Origin of the sequence: Argonema antarcticum A004/B2 (assembly GCF_023333585.1) — a bacterium.
GTDB classification, from domain to species: Bacteria; Cyanobacteriota; Cyanobacteriia; order Cyanobacteriales; family Aerosakkonemataceae; genus Argonema; species Argonema antarcticum.
Genome location: NZ_JAIQZN010000123.1, coordinates 1 through 19,314, shown reverse-complemented (window position 1 = coordinate 19,314; position 19,314 = coordinate 1). Strand labels below are relative to the sequence as shown.

General features: G+C 45.0%; 19 protein-coding genes. 9 read left to right on the top strand and 10 right to left on the bottom strand.

Features of this window, described 5'->3' with window-relative positions; genetic code table 11:
- The 3 genes from LAY57_RS31535 to LAY57_RS31525 all read left to right on the top strand — a co-directional run.
- A partial coding sequence (locus LAY57_RS31535; RefSeq protein WP_249071143.1) for a WD40 repeat domain-containing protein occupies positions 1 to 601 on the top strand: 601 nt, incomplete at its 5' end.
- Between the two features lie 561 nt (positions 602 to 1,162).
- The gene (locus LAY57_RS31530; protein WP_249071142.1) at positions 1,163 to 2,086 is read left to right on the top strand and encodes an RpnC/YadD family protein; all 924 of its coding nucleotides are present in this window, start codon (positions 1,163 to 1,165) and stop codon (positions 2,084 to 2,086) included.
- A gap of 352 nt (positions 2,087 to 2,438) precedes the next feature.
- Positions 2,439 to 3,362, top strand: a complete 924-nt coding sequence (locus tag LAY57_RS31525) for a DMT family transporter (RefSeq protein WP_249071141.1) — start codon at positions 2,439 to 2,441, stop codon at positions 3,360 to 3,362.
- Positions 3,363 to 3,571: 209 nt separating this feature from the next.
- Here the strand turns inward: LAY57_RS31525 and LAY57_RS31520 are convergent, their stop codons facing one another.
- On the bottom strand, positions 3,572 to 3,721 hold the full coding sequence (locus tag LAY57_RS31520; RefSeq protein ID WP_249071140.1) for a hypothetical protein: 150 nt from the start codon (positions 3,719 to 3,721) through the stop codon (positions 3,572 to 3,574).
- A 1-nt stretch (position 3,722) separates the two neighbouring features.
- Positions 3,723 to 5,405 carry a serine/threonine-protein kinase gene (locus tag LAY57_RS31515; protein ID WP_249071139.1) on the bottom strand — a complete coding sequence of 561 codons (1,683 nt, stop codon included), beginning with the start codon at positions 5,403 to 5,405 and terminating at the stop codon, positions 3,723 to 3,725.
- A gap of 208 nt (positions 5,406 to 5,613) precedes the next feature.
- On the opposite strand from LAY57_RS31515, the gene LAY57_RS31510 reads away from it, so the two are divergent.
- The 3 genes from LAY57_RS31510 to LAY57_RS31500 all read left to right on the top strand — a co-directional run bounded on the left by LAY57_RS31510 (position 5,614) and on the right by LAY57_RS31500 (position 9,136).
- Positions 5,614 to 7,338, top strand: coding sequence for an alpha/beta hydrolase (locus LAY57_RS31510; RefSeq protein ID WP_249071138.1), 1,725 nt, complete (start codon positions 5,614 to 5,616; stop codon positions 7,336 to 7,338).
- Positions 7,339 to 7,470: 132 nt separating this feature from the next.
- Positions 7,471 to 8,373 carry a tRNA pseudouridine(55) synthase TruB gene (gene truB / locus LAY57_RS31505; RefSeq protein ID WP_249071137.1) on the top strand — a complete coding sequence of 301 codons (903 nt, stop codon included), beginning with the start codon at positions 7,471 to 7,473 and terminating at the stop codon, positions 8,371 to 8,373.
- Positions 8,374 to 8,548: 175 nt separating this feature from the next.
- Positions 8,549 to 9,136, top strand: coding sequence for a rhomboid family intramembrane serine protease (locus LAY57_RS31500; RefSeq protein ID WP_249071136.1), 588 nt, complete (start codon positions 8,549 to 8,551; stop codon positions 9,134 to 9,136).
- A 296-nt stretch (positions 9,137 to 9,432) separates the two neighbouring features.
- On the opposite strand, the gene LAY57_RS31495 is transcribed toward LAY57_RS31500, so the two are convergent.
- From LAY57_RS31495 to LAY57_RS31475, 6 genes are all read right to left on the bottom strand, one after another.
- On the bottom strand, positions 9,433 to 9,987 hold the full coding sequence (locus LAY57_RS31495; RefSeq protein WP_249071135.1) for an MFS transporter: 555 nt from the start codon (positions 9,985 to 9,987) through the stop codon (positions 9,433 to 9,435).
- A gap of 293 nt (positions 9,988 to 10,280) precedes the next feature.
- Positions 10,281 to 10,409 carry a hypothetical protein gene (locus LAY57_RS36010; protein ID WP_275994424.1) on the bottom strand — a complete coding sequence of 43 codons (129 nt, stop codon included), beginning with the start codon at positions 10,407 to 10,409 and terminating at the stop codon, positions 10,281 to 10,283.
- A 3-nt stretch (positions 10,410 to 10,412) separates the two neighbouring features.
- On the bottom strand, positions 10,413 to 11,072 hold the full coding sequence (gene hpsU, locus LAY57_RS31490; RefSeq protein WP_249071134.1) for a hormogonium polysaccharide biosynthesis acetyltransferase HpsU: 660 nt from the start codon (positions 11,070 to 11,072) through the stop codon (positions 10,413 to 10,415).
- Between the two features lie 64 nt (positions 11,073 to 11,136).
- Positions 11,137 to 12,108 (bottom strand): glycosyltransferase family 2 protein, encoded by a 972-nt coding sequence (locus tag LAY57_RS31485; protein ID WP_249071133.1) that lies wholly within the window; start codon positions 12,106 to 12,108, stop codon positions 11,137 to 11,139.
- Between the two features lie 112 nt (positions 12,109 to 12,220).
- Positions 12,221 to 13,138, bottom strand: a complete 918-nt coding sequence (locus LAY57_RS31480) for a glycosyltransferase family 2 protein (RefSeq protein ID WP_249071132.1) — start codon at positions 13,136 to 13,138, stop codon at positions 12,221 to 12,223.
- Positions 13,139 to 13,195: 57 nt separating this feature from the next.
- A complete protein-coding gene (locus LAY57_RS31475) occupies positions 13,196 to 13,885 on the bottom strand; it encodes a hypothetical protein (protein WP_249071131.1) in 690 nt (229 codons plus the stop codon).
- Positions 13,886 to 14,109: 224 nt separating this feature from the next.
- Here LAY57_RS31475 and cobU point away from each other — a divergent pair, with 224 nt between their 5' ends.
- Positions 14,110 to 14,715, top strand: coding sequence for a bifunctional adenosylcobinamide kinase/adenosylcobinamide-phosphate guanylyltransferase (cobU, locus tag LAY57_RS31470; RefSeq protein WP_249071130.1), 606 nt, complete (start codon positions 14,110 to 14,112; stop codon positions 14,713 to 14,715).
- A gap of 4 nt (positions 14,716 to 14,719) precedes the next feature.
- Positions 14,720 to 15,136, top strand: a complete 417-nt coding sequence (locus LAY57_RS31465; protein ID WP_249071129.1) for a hypothetical protein — start codon at positions 14,720 to 14,722, stop codon at positions 15,134 to 15,136.
- A gap of 546 nt (positions 15,137 to 15,682) precedes the next feature.
- Here the strand turns inward: LAY57_RS31465 and LAY57_RS31460 are convergent.
- Both LAY57_RS31460 and LAY57_RS31455 read right to left on the bottom strand, forming a co-directional pair.
- A complete protein-coding gene (locus tag LAY57_RS31460; protein WP_249071128.1) occupies positions 15,683 to 16,561 on the bottom strand; it encodes a hypothetical protein in 879 nt (292 codons plus the stop codon).
- 94 nt (positions 16,562 to 16,655) lie between these two features.
- Complete coding sequence (locus LAY57_RS31455; protein WP_249071127.1) at positions 16,656 to 17,591, bottom strand: ribonuclease Z; 936 nt, start codon at positions 17,589 to 17,591, stop codon at positions 16,656 to 16,658.
- Positions 17,592 to 18,057: 466 nt separating this feature from the next.
- Here LAY57_RS31455 and LAY57_RS31450 point away from each other — a divergent pair, with 466 nt between their 5' ends.
- Positions 18,058 to 19,188 carry a SpoIID/LytB domain-containing protein gene (locus LAY57_RS31450; protein ID WP_249071144.1) on the top strand — a complete coding sequence of 377 codons (1,131 nt, stop codon included), beginning with the start codon at positions 18,058 to 18,060 and terminating at the stop codon, positions 19,186 to 19,188.
- Positions 19,189 to 19,314: the final 126 nt, after the last annotated feature.

Below are 19,314 nucleotides of genomic sequence, written 5' to 3'. Positions count from 1 at the left end.
GACCCTCCAAGGGCATAGCAGTGAGGTAAATAGCGTCAGTTTCAGCCCCGATGGTCAAACTATCGCTTCTGGTAGTTCGGACGGCAGCATCAAACTCTGGAGTCGAGACGGTAAGGAATTAGCGACCCTCAAAGGGTATAGCAGTGAGGTAAATAGCGTCAGTTTCAGCCCCGATGGTCAAACTATCGCTTCTGGTAGTTGGGACAACACCATCAAACTCTGGAGTCGAGAGGGTAAGGAATTAGCGACCCTCAAAGGGCATAGCAGTAAGGTAACTAGCGTCAGTTTCAGCCCCGATGGTCAAATTATCGCTTCTGGTAGTTGGGACAATACCATCAAACTCTGGAGTCGAGAGGGTAAGGAATTAGCGACCCTCCAAGGGCATAGCGATTGGGTAACTAGCGTCAGTTTCAGCCCCGATGGTCAAACTCTCGCTTCTGGTAGTTATGACAACACAATAATCCTATGGAATTTCGATTTAGATAATTTGCTGGGGCGCAGTTGCAATTGGTTGCGCGACTATCTGAAAAACCCGAATAATGGTATGACTGAAAAAGATGAACGTCGCCGCGTTTGTGATGGAATAGGGACGAATAGTTAGGGGGAATTGCACAGATTTGAATATTCGGAAATCGGGCTTTTTGGCTGTGGAAATTGAGAAACCGGGTTTCTTTGGTGGTGCGAAAGGGTGTAGGGACACGGCATAAATAAGATTATTGGCTAGAATAGAAGAATAATTTTGTAGATGCCGTGTCCCTACGTAAGAAAAAGTGCGATTGGATTTTTGGGATTTTTCGTCAGCCGAATAAACCGCCTGGGAATCAATTCCCAGGCTAATAGCGAAAGTCGGTTTTAACCGACTAATAAAACAGTTTTTCTTCAGTCCGTTTTAACGGAGTTTCGCTATTAGACCGGGAATTGATTCCCGGTCGGGCTTGTCGGGATAACATCTACAAACCTCTAGGTAATTAAATTATGCGGATTCGTTGTATTGCTAATACCGGAGCATTTCTGAGCGAAACCTACCTAGACCCTGCTGTAGGTCGTAGACATAAGCGATCGCTTCATGCTATTATTAAAATTCACCTAATCAAATTAGGTAAATCCTTTCTATCCTTTGCTCTCCCACCCCCACACCTGGCAATCTAAAATCTAAAATCGCATGACTCGCTTTCCCCACGACCAATTTGCTAAAGACTACCTAAAAGAATTATTAACCCGATTAGGACAAGTAGAAACCAGCCGCAATGTCGCCGGAGAAGTGCGAGAAATCGATGTATGGTTTACCCCATCATCCACACCAAGCACCGAAGCTCAAACCTTGGGATTATTAGGTAGATTTGCCACATCTCCCGCCATATTTGAACCATTCCGCAACGCCGTCACGGTTAGTCAAGTTCGCAGTTGCATAAGTAAATTATTTGACGTTTACGCCGATTTAGAACGTCAGGTAAAACGGTTAAATAATCGCATCAATGAAACTGAATTACCAAACTTATGGATTCTTACTCCCACCGCATCACCACTTTTAATCGATACCTTTAGAGGAATACCAGACGAAGCAAACTGGCTACCAGGAATTTATTTTTTAGCCGAAGGTTTGAAAACAGCCATTGTAGCCATTCACCAGTTACCCCGCACTCCAGAAACACTTTGGCTGAGAATTTTGGGGAAGGGAACAGTGCAGAAACAAGCGATTAACGAATTAACTACACTGGCAGAGGATAATCCCTTGCGAATAAATGCGCTAGAGTTATTATATAGCCTGCGCGTTACCTTAGAAGCAAATCAAAATTTAGATTCAGAAGATAGGGAGTTAATTATGGAATTATCACCACTTTATTTAGAAAGGTTGGATGCAGCAGTCCAATCAGGTGTGGAACAAGGTATTGAAAGAGGAATTCAAAGAGGAATTCAGCAAGGAGAACGTCTAGTTATAGAAAATATGCTGCGCGTTCGCTTTGGTGTTTTGGATGAGGAACTGAGGTCAATTATCGAACCGTTGTTAGAATTACCACCGGAAGAATTTACCCGATTGCTGATGCAATTATCGCGAGATGAATTGTTAGATAGGTTTGGAGGATAAAATTGGTGCGATCGCATTTTTGGGATTTTTCGTCAGTCGAATAAACCGCCTGGGCTTGTCGGGATGTCTGGCTGAGGGCGACAACATTATTATTAGCTGTATTTCCATCTGTAGGGACACGGCATTAATAATATTATTGGCTAGGAGAATAATTTTGTAGATGCCGTGTCCCTACGTAAGAAAAAGAGCGATTGTCAAACCATCTGAACAATATGATGCGGTAATGGAGTATCGCGAAATTATCCGTAAATTGCAACAACAATAATTAGCGGTTTGCTCAATTTTATTTAGATTGGGGATTAGCAATCAATCCAAAATCTAAAATCCAAAATCTAAAATCTAAAATACCATAATGAAACTTCATCAAAGTTCTGGTAGATGGCGTTTAGGATTAGCGCTATCTCTTTTAACTGTTTTACTCTGGGGAATTCTACCTATTGCGCTGGTGGTGACGCTGCAAGCGATCGATGTCTACACTGTGACTTGGTTTCGCTTTTTGGTGGCTTTTGTTTTGCTAGGTTTGTATTTAGCAGGAAGGCAGCAATTACCACCAGTAGAAAAACTGCGATCGCTCCCCCTGAAATTGCTAGGTATTGCTATTGTATATTTAGCGATTAACTACTTGCTTTTCCTGCAAGGATTGGCATACACTTCGCCATCTCACGCTGAAGTTTTAATTCAGCTTGCTCCCGTTTCAATGGGTTTGGGAGGCGTATTTGTTTTCAAGGAATGTTACACCCTACGCCAATGGATAGGTTTAGGCGTTTTGACTTTAGGATTGGTTCTTTTCTTCAACGAACAATTACAAGTTTTCATCGCCGAACCAAGCAAATATTGGTTAGGTAGTGGTATGGTGTTAGTGGCGGGAGTGACGTGGGCTGTTTATGCTTTGGCTCAAAAACAATTGCTGCAAAAATTGCCTTCTTCTAACATCATGCTGTTGATTTATGGCAGTTGTGCATTATTGTTTAGTCCTGTTGCTACACCCCAACAGTTATTAACTCTCAATCCCTTACATTTGGGAATGCTGCTTTTTTGTGCTTTGAATACTGTATTCGCTTATGGCGCTTTTGCTGAGTCCTTGGAACACTGGGAAGCATCAAAAGTAAGTGCTGTATTGGCTTTAGCGCCCCTTGTAACTTTGGTGGGAATGTGGGGTGTGTCGTTTTTTCTGCCTACTTTGGTTGCACCGGAACGCCTCACACTTTTGGCAGTGTTTGGGGCGATGTTGGTGGTATCGGGATCGATGGCGATCGCACTTGGCAAAAGTCGGTAATATCGTTTGGATTTATTTCTCCTGACAATTGACAACTGACAACTGACCATTGACCATTAGACCTCTCCAAAAAATAAATTATGGCTCACTGTTCGGGGCAGGGCGAAGCATTTGGGATATCCAGATCTCTAATTTTCCCGTCAAATTCTCCCCCAAATGCTTCGCCCCTACAAAATACTACAAATCAATACAATGTTTTCTGGAGATGTCTATTGACCATTGACAACTGACCATTGACAACTGACCATTGACAACTGACAACTGACCATTGACAACTGACAACTGACAACTGACCATTGACAACTGACAACTGACAACTGACAACTGACAACTGACAACTGACAACTGACCAATGACAAACTAAGGCTTAATCAAATATCGCTCAGATTTTCGATAGTTATCAACCAAAGTCTTATTCTGCAAATGCAGCCGCATAATAACAGCAGCTAACGGTAAACCTGTTCCTGCCAAAGCCAGCATCACAAATGGATTCAATAATCCATCTATAAATTCCGTTCCCAAACTCATCCCTAAACCTGCTGTGAGGATAGAAATTATTGCAGCCAATTCTAATGGAAACTTCCTTTCCAGATGATTTTTGACCACAACTCCCCCCAACGCAGCAATTATTAACCCCAGGAAAAATCCCACGATCACATCAGATCCCATTACAGGCAGAAACCCAACTATAGCTGCCAGACCGCCTATCATGCCTATTATCCTCTTCAGTAAAGATGTGGCAGAAAATGCCGCCGCCCCTCCTGCCACACTACCAACTCCCAGCCCAAGGATTAATATTAACCAGTTAGCTGCCCCATCTTTACCGAGCAATGCCGCACCAGCAAGACCGCCAAATGAAGCAATTACAAACAGCAAAGCTAGGGAAATAAGCGGCAGTTTGAGAATAGCCAGTGGAGCAGTTTTTACTTTAATAACTAAAGAATGATTTGTCGGGAAAGAATTGGTTTGCAATATTATTTGACGTTCATAAGTTTTATCAGCGATCAATTTGCTAGTATCAACCGTAATTTTGCACTCAGTCCTGTTACTTTGAAATTTGGAGGGATTAAAACTTATCCAAGCATGAGATCCAGTCGGATGACGCGGATCGCCGATTGAGGGTGCAACTGACCAATTACCTTGCAATACAGCATCCATATTCGAGTTACTAACGTTGAAAGTTTGAGTCAGTTTTTCACCCAATTTAGTAGCTGTAAATTCCAGGGTAGATGAAATAAATTTAACTTCTGGTATGCAGATAGCATCAATTGGCTTGAGTGCTTTTAATGCAGCAGATGCTTTAGTGTAACGGTTGACTAATGATGGCTCAACCATTTTTTCTATCCACTCTATCCACCGCAAGCTAATTTGATAAACTAAATTCTGAAAATTAATCTTTCCCTTGTTATCAATTAACTTATTAATTTCTGTGGATTGGGTTTTAGTCAGCAAAGAAATCAGCGTTGCGCCTAGACTATATAAATCGATAGCTTCTGTAACTTGGCGATTATCTTGCTGTTCGGGAGCCAGAAACCCTGTACCAGATCCTATTTTAGTTAAGCCAAAATCTATCAAATAAACATTTAGTTGCTCATCAAATAAGATATTTTCTGGTTTAATATTTCCATGAATTACAGGTGGATTTTGCTGGTGTAAATACACCAAAATCTCTAAAACAGATACTGCTATGCGCTTGATTTCATCAGGTTCAAAACTGCGCGGCTCGGCTAATGATTTCGCCTCTTTGTACTCCTGTACCAGACAAAAACCATCGGCTGTCTGAAATGAATCTAAATAACGCGGGATGCCGGGATGATTTAGACCGCGCAGCAGTTTAATTTGTTGCTGATAAACCTGGTTGTCAGACGCTTTCAAGTCAGATTTACCGAACAAAAACCGCTTCAGGATAACTGGCTGATTAGTGGCATTATCCTTCCCCAGATAGGTGACTCTATTACCGTTGCGATTTCGCCCTAGTTCTCGGCTGGGCTGATAGCGGCTGCGGGAGGGGCGGGAACCCGAAGAGTCTGGTGAGTTGTTCATGGGATTAAGTATCCGAAGTGGAACTATAGAGGCTAGTGGTGCTGGCTGTTAAATTTTATAATTCCCAAAAAAGCAGCTTTTGCGATCGGCCCTCTCTGTACCTCTAAGTAAGACTACCTAAACCTCGACGTTTGAGCTACGATCGGTCAGTATGGAAATAGGTTGCTATTAGTTTTCTTACCCTTTCTGACTGATCGTCCGGCTTTTTATGGCTGAAAATTCCGTCGTCAAACGCCCTAATCTGCATCAGGTGATTCATTATACCAGAAAACCGCTCAATTGGGTGGGAATCTTACTGGGATTTTGCTTGCTTCCCACTGTTGCACCTACTCTGGATGCTTCAGCAGCAGAGCGAGTTTATCTTTCCTACGACATACTGGAGCGATCGATTTCTGTCGATTCCCTGGCAGCTTATGCTCAGCAAGGCAGAATTAAGGACGACTTAGCACCTTACATTCAATATGCCAAGCCAGAACAGCAGGCGCAGTTACGCAATCTTCTACTGAGACGATTGGATGTTGGCCCAGTACCGATTTCCCAGTTTCTCTACACGCCCCAGGCAGAAATTTTGCTCCAACGGTTAGGACAGGTGATTAAAACTGATTCGGGTCAAACAGGTTACCGCGCCATTCGATCTGCACTAATTTTAGCATCAGCCGATCGCGATGGTTTGACGCTGCTGAATGTGCTGCGGAAGTTCCCTACCCCCGGCGTCAGGATCGATTTAGCACGCGGTCTGGAAATTGCCAACGAACTCTCAACCATATTCGATCGAACAGAAAAGGCTGTAGCATTCATTTCCCAGCAGTCCACCGCCGCAGTCGCCTCCTCGTCAATTAATTTATCTCAATTACCAGACTTACAGCAACGCGGTTCTTTTACCTGGCGAAAAGAAACTCTCAAGCTGAATGATACCAGCCGCAATCGTCAGTTTCTTGCAGATATTTATCTCCCCATTTCCTCTGGAGTTCAGCAGCCTCAAACGCCAGCCAAGTTAATTGTCATCTCTCACGGTTTGGGTTCAGACCGCCAAACTTTTGTATATTTGGCCGAACATTTAGCTTCCTATGGGTTTGCCGTTGCCGTCCCCGAACATCCGGGAAGCAATGCCCAACAATTGCAGGATTTACTCAGCGGTAAAGCTAATGAAGTGGCAGAACCAAGTGAGTTTATTAATCGACCTTTGGATATCAAATTTTTGCTGAATGAACTCACTCTTCGCTCTCAGTTCAATCCGGCTTTTAAAGGTAAAATAAATCTGCGAGAAGTTGGCATTATCGGTCAATCTTTTGGTGGTTATACCGCGTTAGTTTTAGCGGGGGCTACCATTAATTTACCGAAACTGCAAAAAGATTGCGCCGCGATCGATAACTCCTGGAATACATCGCTTTTACTTCAGTGTCGCGCTCTTTCATTACCGCTATCTCAGTATAATTTGCGAGATGAAAGAATAAAAGCTGCGATCGCTATTAACCCAATTACTAGCAGCATCCTGGGGCCAGATGGCCTTAGCAAGATCAAAATTCCGGTGATGTTCGTTTCCGGTAGCGCCGATACCGTTGCACCCGCTTTAGACGAACAAATTCAGCCTTTCACCTGGCTAACCACTCCAAACAAGTACCTCGTGGTGATGAAAAACGGCACTCACTTTTCTACTCTGGCACCAACTGAGTCAGATCTGCCACTTCCCGAATCCGTGCTTGGGCCTGACCTGGCTTTAGCCCGTAGCTATACGAAGGCGTTCGGTTTGGCCTTTTTTGGATTTTATATTGGCAATCGCCCACAATATCAACCCTATTTGAGTGCATCTTATGTAGAATCAATAGGTCGAGAACGTCTCCCACTTAGTTTTGTGCGATCGCTTTCTCAAATTGACTTAAAAGCGGCACTTCAGCGTTCTACCACACAGGCAACTATATCGCCTAAACCTTAGTTAGTCTGCTGAGAAATTACGTTTTTTTTAACGCAAAGGGACGCAGAGTAAAGCGCAAAGTACGCAGAGAAAGAACGATCGCTTTTGCGGTTTAAATGACAGTGGTGATATTGAAAAATATAGGATGAAATTGTGCAAGGTTTTCTCAACTTAAACAAACCATTTGGAATCACTTCCCACGACTGTGTAGCGCGGGTGCGGCGACTGTTACGCCTCAAGCGTGTGGGACATGGCGGAACTTTAGACCCAGCCGCTACTGGCGTTTTACCGATCGCGTTGGGTAAGGCAACTCGACTATTGCAATATTTGCAGCCAGATAAAGCTTATCAGGCAACAATTAGACTGGGATTAATTACTACTACAGATGATTTACAGGGGGAAATTCTCACTTCCCAGTCGGTAACTGGATTGACTTTAGAGGAAGTGGAAGCAGCACTTAAGCAATTTGAGGGAAAAATTCAGCAAGTACCGCCCAATTACAGTGCAATTCAGGTACAGGGTAAACGTTTATACGACTTAGCACGCGCTGGAGAAAAAATTGAAGTTGCGGCTAGACCCGTAGAAGTTCATAATATAGAAATATTGGCATGGCGAACTGGGGAGTTTCCAGAAGTGGATGTCGCGATCGCTTGTGGCCCCGGTACTTATATTAGATCTCTAGCACGGGATTTGGGCGCACTCTTAAAAACTGGCGGAACACTTGCGGCTTTAATTCGTACCGAAAGTTGTGGCTTAAAGTTATCAGATAGTCTAACTTTTGAGGAATTGGAACAACAGCTACAGCAAGAAACCTTTAATCCCATTCCACCAGCAGCAGCTTTAGAACATTTAGCCGCAATCACATTGCCAGCAAAAGATGCTAAAGCTTGGTGTCAAGGACAGCGCATTCTTTTGACAGACTTTCCAGCTGAATACTTAGCCCAGGATGTTTTGCGGGTTTATGACGAAGACAAACGCTTTTTGGGAATTAGTCAGTTGGTTAACTCAGATACAGGTTTGCTACTGATTCCTCAGATGGTGTTTGAGCCAATGTAGGATATCCATGCAACAGATGGTGCTTTTTCGTAAACATACGGCTGAATTTGCTAGCTTAGAAACATCAGGACTTACGCACTAACCAAGGTTTTGCCCCCCTAACCCCCCAGATTTGGGGCTAGGGGGGCGATTGCGTAAGTCCTAATATAAAAATGGCTATCTCAGAGGCAAAAAAATGAGCAGAGAAGACGCAAAATCGATCGCCCGTGAATTGAAAAACCAGGTCATTATTTTAGGTGGAATCGTCGCCATCATCTGGTTCCTAGAAATCGTCGATCAATTCTTCCTCAGAGGGGCGCTGGATATTTATGGTATAATTCCGCACAGCACTATCGGACTTCGCGGCATTTTGTTTGCACCGTTTTTACACGGAAATTTCTTTCACCTAGCCGCTAATACTGTACCTTTTGTCACTCTTGGCTGGTTGATAATGCTGCGAGAAACCAGCGATTTTTTCATTGTCTCGGCTATAACAATGTTAGTCAGCGGACTTGGTGTTTGGCTGACTGCCCCATCCAACTCTCTCCATATTGGCGCAAGTGGAGTGGTATTTGGCTATCTTGGCTTTTTGCTACTGCGGGGCTACTTTGAACGCAGCATTATATCTATTGCCTTGTCCTTAATTGTGGGCTTCTTCTACGGAAGCTTGATTTGGGGCGTCCTGCCGTCGCAGATAGGGATATCGTGGCAGGGACACTTATTTGGATTTATCGGCGGTGCGATCGCAGCACGCTTCTTACCGCACCAAAAGGGAGTATCATAAGCTGTAGCGCATTTAACGCCATTTACCGCAGATGCAGACAGATGAACGCAGATAAACGCACATAAGAATAAGAACAAGAATTTTTTAGGTAACCAATGGGTAAGGACACGATATGACTGAAACTCTCTGGGATCAAGAGTTTCTTCAACTAAAATCTAAAATCGTATCGCCCCATCCGTTATGTAGCGACCGCCAAGGCAGCTAGGACGTACTAAAACGCTAGAATCAATTCACAGAAAGCATTTGAATGAGTGACTTTTGACTTTTGACTTTTGACTTTTGACTTTTGACTTTTGCTATAGTTGGGGTTTCAAAATTTGAGCTTGATAGATGGTAGCAATAGCCTGAACTATTCCCATAGTTACAAATAGTACTTTAAATGAACAATAATTAACAATTAAGCCGCCTATAATTATGCTAATTCCAGTAATTACTTGATCTCTTCCCACAGCAATACCCCAAAGATATCCTGCTTTCGTTTTATCTTCATAATAATTTACATATAATGCGTCCCATGTAGGAGTTGCTAAGGCAGTGGCGAATCCTAATCCAACTTGTACGAACAATAATTGTAATGGCGATGAAACTAATAAATAGCTGAATGTAAATATTGTATTTATTCCATAACCAGCTACCATTAGTTTTTCCTTACTAATTTTGCGATCGGAAATATTCCCTACACATATAGTAAATATTCCTGTGGCAATCATGTAAGTTGCCCAAATCCAAGAAATATCTAATATGTTACCCCCTATTTTTTCAGTAAAAACTCCAAAAATAGGCCCTAACATTCCTTCTCCTAAAGACCAAAGATTGCTTCCATAAAGAAGAATTTTTAAGTTCTTATTCAAAGTAATAGGTTGCCTAAAAGAGCGGCGGCACATTTTTATTATGAATTTCAAAATTTTCTACCTTTTTTTGTTCATGACTAATAACATCATGATTCAGTTGTTTGGTAGAGGCAACAGGAATGTTGCTAGTGCAGGATGGCCGAAATAACTCACCACTAAAAATTGCCTCTGTTGCTCTGGAAATCTTGATTTTTACCACTGACAGCGGAAGAAGGGGCTAGGGGCTAGGGGCAAGAAAAGTCAAAAGTCAAAAGTCAAAAGTCAAAAGTCAAAAGTCAAAAGTCAAAAAATAATTAATTACAACTGACAACTGACCACTGACAACTGACAACTGACCACTGACCACTGACCACTGACCACTGACAACTGACAACTGACCACTGACAACTGACAACTGACAACTGACAACTGACCACTTGCACTAGCTAAGCTTTCACCTGTCTTCGATAACGGGGACGGCAGGGGTTACCCCAGCAAACCTGTGCAGCAGGCAAATTACGGAAGACTGTACTGCGGGCACCCACTACAGCATTAGCTCCTATTTTTACACCTGGCCCAACGAAGCAATCAGTCGCCACCCAAGCACCGTTACCAATCTCAATACTCTCAGTTATCAGGCCAAAAACTGGGTCTTTAATGTCGTGATTGCCGGTACAAAGGTAGGTTTTTTGCGAGATTACGCAGTGCTTACCGATGCGAATGCGATCGAGACTGTAAAAAACAACATCATCTCCAATCCAGGTGTAGTCTCCAATTTCGACTTTCCAGGGATAGGTAAAACGTGCTGTAGGTCTGATAACGACACCTTTACCAATCGTAGCGCCAAACAGCCGCAGCAGGGATTGTCGTGGGGCGTGCAGATTGTGAGGAGTCAGGGGAAATGCGATCGCCTGCACCAACCACCAAAGCAACACATACCAACCGGGACGACCGCGATCGAACCCTGATTGGTTGTACTTGCGTAAATCTACCCAGGGTTCTGCATCAAGCACCGGCAATTCATGGCGATCGGTTACATCCGCACCTTTAGCCGCATTTGACGAAGTATCCAGGTTGGGACTAGAGTCTGGAGTTGCGGGCGTCATGGTTCCATCTTCCTGGTGTCGCAAATCAAACCATTAACAAATAAGTGTAAGCACGAACTTCTGCCTAATTACTGTTCGGTACATGAGGCACTGCTTGAGGAGGAGTAATCGGTGTGGGTGAAGTGTTCAACTGACCGCCAAAACGCTGTAACTCATAAAGTTTTATCCCAATTTGATACTCGTACTGGCTCATTAGCCGCGCATAAATGTACCCTGGTCTACCATCCAAAAAGCCGAGTTGAAAAATGTAGGTAATCATAAACCTCAGTGCCGGTTTGAACGGTAGCCAAACCCAGACTTTTCTGAGAAAGCGCTTGCGCTGGACGGGATTGCGGATGATTGTAAGCAAGCGCTTGAAGCGATCGCTCTCATCGTTAATTGTTTCCAGGTCATCCTTGCCGCTCAGGAAATTAAGATAGAGGCGGGCTTCCCAATTGGAATAGCGGTTGTGTCTCTCCAGCCATTGGTAGATATCCCGAAAGTCTATGTGCAGCATATCGTTTTTAAGATAACCGACCTGACCTTTAAGGATGACGTGCTCGTGGACTTCGTTGTCACCCGTGTTCGGAACATCTTCCGTCTTCAGATTTTCATAGCGGCCTTTTTCGTGCTTCAACAGACGCAAATTCCAGTCTGGATATCTGCCGCCGTAACGAATCCATTGCCCTAGAAAGAAGACTCGGCGGTTGACATAATAACCGTTATAGTCGGGATTTTGAATAGCTGCGGCAATCTCCTCCCAAAGTTCGGGAGTAATGCGTTCGTCGCAATCAACAATTAGCACCCACTCATTATGGAAAGGTAAATTGTCCAGACCCCAGTTTTTCTTTTTAGGCCAACTACCGTTGAAGTAGAACTGGACTACTTTCGCTCCATAACTTTCAGCTATTTCTACAGACCGATCGCTACTTTGGGAATCGACCACAAAAACTTCATCTGCCAGTGCCACGCTTTCCAGACAGGCAGGCAAATTGGCCTCTTCGTTTTTGGCAGGAATCAGGACAGAAACTGGTATTTTAGATGGCGTAGCAGTCATAATACAAAGTTATAACGGTAGCTCTGGGTTTAGAACTGAGTCGCTTTCTTCGCGCTCATCGCAAAGTTAGTGAGTCTAAAAATTGACATACAGCATTTAAGATCGATCGCACTTACTTGGCCTCTTTAGGTGCCGACACCATTGTTTGGATAGCAGCACTTAAATAACCAATCTGACCGTATGTATAAACCAAATTTTCAAAGCGTTGCGCGGGATCGCTCAAATGCTTTAAAGATTTGTACAAACCTCGAATCAACCGTTCGCTTCCCCGTCCCAGTTGACCCAAACCAGCACGACCGGATATTTTTTCCCGGTAACACTCGCTGATCCCTTGCCACCAGCTTCGGCTAAAAAACCAGCTTTGGTTGAGCCGTTCGGGAGAAACGTTGTGAGCCACCAAAGCGTCTGGGAGATAGGCCACCTGCCAACCTAGTTTTAGAGCCTGTTCTGTCATCAGTAGTTCTTCATTGGATAACAAATTTTTACCAACTCGACCCAGGTTAACATTGAATCCACCAATTTGTGCCAGAAAGGTGCTACGGATGGAATAGTTCAAGCCTCTGGGAGTAAGACCGGGGTTTTTGATATATACAAGTTTATCCCCCAAGTTATATGCTCCCAAATTTCCGGCCAAGTCTTCCGAAAGCCAAGACGGCGCTGAATAACCTTCCGGCCAAATCAGGGTGACTTTTCCGCCAGCAATTGCCAGTTTTTCGTCATTTTGATAGGCTGCGTACAGCACGCTCAGCCAGCCGGGGCTCGCCACTGCATCATCATCAAGATAAGCGAGTATTTTGCCTGTGGCTACTCTAGCACCTGTGTTACGTGCCACAGATAAACCCGTGACGGGTTCGTAGAGATATTTCACCGCCGATCGCAACTCCACGACTTCGCGGGTGCGATCGCTCGACGCATTATCCACCACCACTATTTCAAAATCAGCAAAATCCTGTGCCAGCAAGCTATCGATCGCAGCGCCTAAATAGCTATCTCGATTATGGGTACAGATAATGGCAGAAACTAAAGGCATAAACTTAGCCACCAAATGTGACTGATAGTTACCAATTTTACATTGCTCTTTGCTATATCACAGCGTTTGGATATGTCCCTGCAAAAAGACGAAAACCTCAGCCAGTTCAGTGAGATGAGTTTCCAGTTCCTGCTTGCGGACGAGCAGATGTTGGAGTTTTTGATAGCGTGCTAGAGCCAGACTAACACTGGGTAGTTCCTCTGGCGGACAGGGACGATACCACCTCTTGCCATCAGCATTCCAACCTACTAGGCGATACCCACTACCGTTCTGAATTTGGAATTGGCAATCTTTCCCCCTTTGAGTATGGGGCACTGCTGCAACTTCTGTTGGTATTTGAGGAGACATGGACTCCAACCAACCTTCGATCATCGGACCTTCCAGATAAATATCTTGAATTTGTCGTAAGATTTGTCGTAATTCTGTCTGCCATCGGCCCACAACCGCTTCCATTTCTTTGAGCAGAGTCATCGCCAGATATGGGTTGACGCCATTGCGGTGACTGGTAAACCGAGGCGATTCGATTTTGGGCAGTGCTGGTGTCTTTTTGACTTGCTGTTGTTGCCCTGAAAAAGAATTTACCTTGAGATCCGACCTTGTGGGATAGTCTTGATGGCTGGTTGGGGACTGGGATTTCAACCCATTGGTCTGATTTCCCAACTTTGAGGACGGTTGCTGCCTTTTTAGGCCGCTTTGAGCCGCTACCTGCTGTAGTGTCTCCTCAATCTTTTGTAATTCTAGTTTCATCTGTCTTCCCCCTTGGATACCCTCGCCATAGTTGTACTCAGCTTGGTGGTGAGAGGAAAGGCTTTCTCAGGGTATGTGCCTCTCCACCATTAAATTATGGATAATGGTACAGGTTTTTGGTTGGGAAGAGCGTAAAACCCACTCCCAAAAGCAATCTTACCTAAACTCAAGGTATAACATCTTTGGTAAAAAGAAGATTGCTACTCACAAGTATTGCAGTTTACATGAGATCGATCGTGACCCAAGCGGCTCAAAAGCGAGTAATTTTGGTGACAGGCCCTGCACGGTCTGGTAAAAGTGAATGGGCCGAAACCTTGGCGATCGAGTCTGGTAAACCTGTCATATACGTGGCTACTGCCAAGGTTGACCCAACTGACTCCGAGTGGCAGCATAGGATTGAACAACACCAGCACCGACGCCCGACTGACTGGCGCACTGTAGAAGTGCCAGTAGATCTGGGGGCAACTATTCAACAAGCAACCGATCGCAATTGTCTGTTGATCGATTCTCTGGGAACTTGGGTAGCTAACCTCTTGGAACAAGATGATGCTTGCTGGGAGAAGACTTTACAAGAGTTGCTGAAATATATTGAGAATTGTGTTGGCAATGTAATTTTTGTAGCGGAAGAGACTGGCTGGGGCGTGGTTCCTGCCTACCCAGTCGGTCGGTTGTTCCGCGATCGCTTGGGTATGTTAGTTCGTCGAGTGGGTGCTATAGCCGATCCTGTTTACTTAGTCACCGGCGGTCATGTTTTAAACTTGAGCATTTTAGGCAACCGTCTAGCACCTTATCCCCCTTGTCCCCCTTATCCCCGCCGAGGTTTCAATTAACGTTATGGCATCAGAAAATGAAGTCAAACAATATCTCGCCTATTGGTTTCAGTTGGGAAAGAAAGTTTTAATTAGGAATGGTCAGGAAACGCTACTGCCAAAAAAGGTGATCCAGGGTGCGAGTTACAGCGATGAATTTGAACGGTGTTGGCAGCAAATTATCTCTCCCGACTCAGGCGAGTGTTATTTAGAAGGGACAGACGAAACCATTGCCGAACTGCTCGCACCTGCGTGGGACATGATTGACTGCGCTCGTTGTTCGATGCCAATACCCGTGCGTAACGCTGGAATGCCTCCCGAAGCTTGCCCCTGTTTTGATTTGTCCGGTTGGCCTAACACGGAGGCCCCCTCACCGCGATCGCCTATTGATACCCAGGCTCATCTCACTCAAATTCGCGATCGGCTCTTGAAAAACAAATAATAAGGGAAAAGTCAATCGATTTTGGATTTTGGATTTTGCGCGAAGTGGGCGTCTTGGCGGTTCCCGTCACGATGCCCACCTTCGCAAGAGAGGATTTTGGATTGACCCGCAGACAGTGGTGAGGGGACTTGTAATACTGAAAAGGTTTTTTTCTTCTCCACAATTGAAAGTCCAGGGCTTGAAACCTTTTTAGTTTTTGTAGGACTTACGCATTTTATGCCTTATCCACTACAGATGTAGAGTCAATTCATGAATTGACTCTACATCTGCGGGTAAAAGCGCCTTATTCCATAAGTCGTGTTTTCGGTAAGAAGTTAAAAAAAATAGGGACTGAGGAATGGGACTGGAAAATGGGAAAATAAAAAGAAAGATTTCGATCGAGAATTGAACATCATTTCTTACTTACTAAGCTAACACGCATCTAATTCGGATATTTCTAATCCGGCAATCAAACCTTCAATTCCTCTCCCACTCCCCCACTCCCCCACTCTCCCACTCCCGCTAAACATACAAATTAAATGCGTAGCAGCTTAGCCTTCCTCTTCCCTAGCCCCTCTGTTTTACATCAGCTTCCCCCAGAGCTTGTGCAAGTAGCTCTGTTAATTGCAATGTTAGCGCCCATCGGTCGAGATACTCAAAATCCAGTCGTTCCCCCTGTAGTTTCAGCACGCCTAAGATGTCCCGCCATTGTTTTTGGGATTCTCTAGAAGTCATCCGAAACCAAACCAATTTCTGCAAGATCGTATCTTCAGGCGTACAAACATAAAAAGATTTGTCAATATCGCCGTCGGGAACATGAAGTTGACGGCGGGACATTTTAGAACGAGAAAATTCATCATCCCGCATCACGAAGATGTCTGCTTTCTCCGTCGTCGTTAGGTGGATAACATTAAACGATGAAGTCCTGCTACTCATGGCATCTTCTACAGCTACTTCGCTGATATAAAATTGTCCTGCCATTGCGTCAATTAGTGGCTGAATCTGACTGGGTTGAATATTTACTACCAAGTCCAAATCCTCCGTATATCTGACTTCTCCTTGCAGCGAACTGGCTACGGAACCTCCTACATAGTAAGGGATGCCTAAAGAGTTGAGGATGCCTGCCAGCTGGTGTGCTAGCCAAATTGGGTCTTCTATCATTAAGTCTTCCCGATATTCCAATCCAGATAACAAGTCAGCCCATTCTAGTCCTAAACGTTTCCTGATGTAATGCTGCCTGACAATATCTTTTGAGGCATTGGGAAACTGGCTTTTAATTCCCATCCAAGCTAATGTTGGCCCCCGTTTGGCTACCCGCCTGAAGAGAGCTTCTTTTTGCCCAGGCGTCATTTTTCGCCACAGCCCAAACTGCACTTGCTCAGCTTCAATAGAAGTATCGATCGATTGCGTCCGATAACCAGTTATGGGCTTGCCGGTAACTGTCATGGTTGTGGTTTCCTACTTGATTCTTTTTGGCTCTTTCAGAGTTATAGCAATCAAAGGATTTTTGACTTTTGACTTTTGACTTCCGCGTAGCGGACTAGCCCCTTCTTCGGGCTACTTCATAAGTCAAAAAGTCATAAGCCATTTCGGTACTTGGGAAAATCGATCGCGCTTCCGCAAGCAGGTCGTTTAACTGAATGTCATTTCCAGGGGCGTAGCGGGGGCTGAAATGAGTCATAATCAGATGCCTTGCACCCGCTCCCAAAGCCGCCTGCGCCGCCATAGTCGAGGTAGAGTGTAAGCGATCGAAAGCAAGCTGTGCATCTTGGTGAGCAAAGGTAGCTTCGTGAATTAACACATCCGCATCTTGTGCTAATTCCACAGCGCCATCGCAATAAACCGTGTCAGTACAATAAGCAATTTTCCGCCCTATTTCCGTTGCCCCGCATAAATCAGCCCCATTAATTTGACGGCCATCTGGAAGGGTAACTTGTTCGCCCCGTTTGAGTTTGCCGTAGAGAGGGCCTGATGGAATGCCCAACTGGGCTGCTTTTTCCACATTAAAACGCCCAGGCCGGTCTTTTTCCACCACCCGATAGCCGAAAGCGGTGACGCGGTGCTTTAGAAGTCCGCAACTGACGGTGAATTCCTCATCCTCGTAGATGAATCCCGGCTGAACGGTATGCACCTTGAGCGGATAGGAAAGATGAGTATAAGAGTAACGTTCGCAGGCTCGCAGGTATTCATTTAGACCTGGAGGCCCGTAAATATCAATTCTAGTGGGATTGCCACCCAAACCAGCGGTTGCCAAAAGACCCATCAAACCAAATATGTGATCGCCGTGCAGGTGAGTAATAAAAATGCGAGTCAGCTGGCTGATTTTGAGGTCACTTCGCAGTAATTGATGCTGAGTGCCTTCGCCGCAGTCAAATAACCAAAATTCCGCCCGCTGAGGCAGGCGCAAGGCAACGCTAGAAACATTGCGCGATCGCGTCGGTACACCAGAGCTTGTGCCCAAAAAAGTAATCTGCACGGGCTTTTAGTCAACCTTATCCAAATTTTAGGAACTTCTCTATTGATATATTAGCTGGTCAAAAACTTTTTCTTTACGATTGAGCCAAATTGCGATATGCTATTTGACTGTTCGGCTGCTGCCAGCTATAGGAAAGTGCTGAGTGCTGAGTGGTGAGTATAAACACAGTCCTTTCCTTGGTTTGAACGGTCAATACCGATCGAATATATCTGACTGTGGCTTATCTATCTTTGGATAGAAGGTTTAAACCGGGCATGGCAGCAAAACCGCAAACATGGTTAATATAACCAGAATCGTACAACCAAAGTTTAAGCGGGAATTGACGACCTAACTTAAACAATTTCGTCCAAATTAAATCGTGCAAAATGCTTGTAACCTCAATAATCAGCCGTGTGAGGAGGTTTTGAACAAGATGGTAACTACTCGTTTCCTCTTCTCGCTTTTATCTACAAAACTAAGCCAGTCCATGCACCAAAAAGGGCCAAAGCTTTGGCTGGCAATGCTGTTCTGGATTTTACTGGGTGCTACTGCACAGGCGCTGGAATTGCGAGTCGCCATTGAAGAAAGTGTGAGTCAGGTCAAAGTTGGGAGTACCACCAAAGCAGTTGTCCGCGATGCTGCTGGTAAACGCCTGGGAGAAATTGCGCCGATGAATGCGTTCTACGCGCAAGCGAATGGCGGTGGCGTTGTTTTAGATCGTTGGCGTTCAACCTCGCTTTGGGTTGAGCCTGATAATAATGGCTATGTTTGGATTGGCGAGCGCTGGTATCGAGGACGCACGCGAGTTGTTCACACAGACAAAGGCTTGACTGCCATCAACTACGTCGATCTCGAAAAGTATCTCTACAGCGTTTTGGGCGGAGAAGTATACGCTAACTGGCCTCAAGAAGCTCTCAAGGCTCAAGCCGTGGCTGCCCGCACCTACGCACTTTACCAGCGCCAAACTAGGGGCAATAGCACCTACGATTTGGGGGATACGATCGCATGGCAGGTTTATAAAGGCATTGAAAGTGAAGCCCCACCTCTGTACTCGGCAGTTGATACTACCGCCGGTCAAGTGGTGACCTACAACGGCAAAATTATTCTCGCCGCTTTCCACTCCTCCTCTGGCGGACACACCGAAAACGTTGAAAATGTCTGGTCAGATAATTTGCCCTACCTGCGGGGCGTTCCAGACTTCGATGGGAATACTCCTGAAGCCCAATGGGTAAAAAGTTTCACCCGCGAGGAACTCAGCAGCCGCATTAGCGGTGTGGGTAATGTGCTGTCTATGACACCGGAGCGCACATCGCCAGTTGGGCGCATCATCACCATGAAAGTGATCGGCGATCGCACTTCGCGAGTAATCAGCGGCCCTGCCCTGCGTCTGGCACTGGGACTAAGAAGCACATGGTTCACCGTCACCCCTGACGCTGCTGGCAAATCTGTTCCCAGCACGTTCAAGATTGAAGGGCGCGGTTACGGTCACGGTCTCGGTTTGAGTCAGTGGGGAGCTTACAGTATGGCTCGCCAGGGAGCAAACTACCAGCAAATCGTGCGCCACTATTACCAAAACACGACTCTTGCCAAAATTAAAGTGGTAAACGAATCTCGGTAACCGACAAGCACTATGGCGGTAGCTTTAACGTGAACTATACCCAAGTTACGGGGTAAATGCAGTTCCAGAAAATCTAGCTAATTCTGCTCAATCTTACTCATTTTTATAGCTAAATGCCAATAATGA

Excerpts from the sequence above, each read along its gene's own strand:
- LAY57_RS31460 (WP_249071128.1), bottom strand. The coding sequence starts at position 16,561 with ATGACAGTTACCGGCAAGCCCATAACTGGTTATCGGACGCAATCGATC.
- LAY57_RS31525 (WP_249071141.1), top strand. The coding sequence starts at position 2,439 with ATGAAACTTCATCAAAGTTCTGGTAGATGGCGTTTAGGATTAGCGCTA.
- LAY57_RS31515 (WP_249071139.1), bottom strand. The coding sequence starts at position 5,405 with ATGAACAACTCACCAGACTCTTCGGGTTCCCGCCCCTCCCGCAGCCGC.
- cobU (WP_249071130.1), top strand. The coding sequence starts at position 14,110 with ATGAGATCGATCGTGACCCAAGCGGCTCAAAAGCGAGTAATTTTGGTG.
- LAY57_RS31485 (WP_249071133.1), bottom strand. The coding sequence starts at position 12,108 with ATGACTGCTACGCCATCTAAAATACCAGTTTCTGTCCTGATTCCTGCC.
- LAY57_RS31500 (WP_249071136.1), top strand. The coding sequence starts at position 8,549 with ATGAGCAGAGAAGACGCAAAATCGATCGCCCGTGAATTGAAAAACCAG.
- hpsU (WP_249071134.1), bottom strand. The coding sequence starts at position 11,072 with ATGACGCCCGCAACTCCAGACTCTAGTCCCAACCTGGATACTTCGTCA.
- LAY57_RS31510 (WP_249071138.1), top strand. The coding sequence starts at position 5,614 with ATGGCTGAAAATTCCGTCGTCAAACGCCCTAATCTGCATCAGGTGATT.
- LAY57_RS31465 (WP_249071129.1), top strand. The coding sequence starts at position 14,720 with ATGGCATCAGAAAATGAAGTCAAACAATATCTCGCCTATTGGTTTCAG.
- LAY57_RS31475 (WP_249071131.1), bottom strand. The coding sequence starts at position 13,885 with ATGAAACTAGAATTACAAAAGATTGAGGAGACACTACAGCAGGTAGCG.
- LAY57_RS31530 (WP_249071142.1), top strand. The coding sequence starts at position 1,163 with ATGACTCGCTTTCCCCACGACCAATTTGCTAAAGACTACCTAAAAGAA.
- LAY57_RS31450 (WP_249071144.1), top strand. The coding sequence starts at position 18,058 with ATGCACCAAAAAGGGCCAAAGCTTTGGCTGGCAATGCTGTTCTGGATT.
- LAY57_RS31480 (WP_249071132.1), bottom strand. The coding sequence starts at position 13,138 with ATGCCTTTAGTTTCTGCCATTATCTGTACCCATAATCGAGATAGCTAT.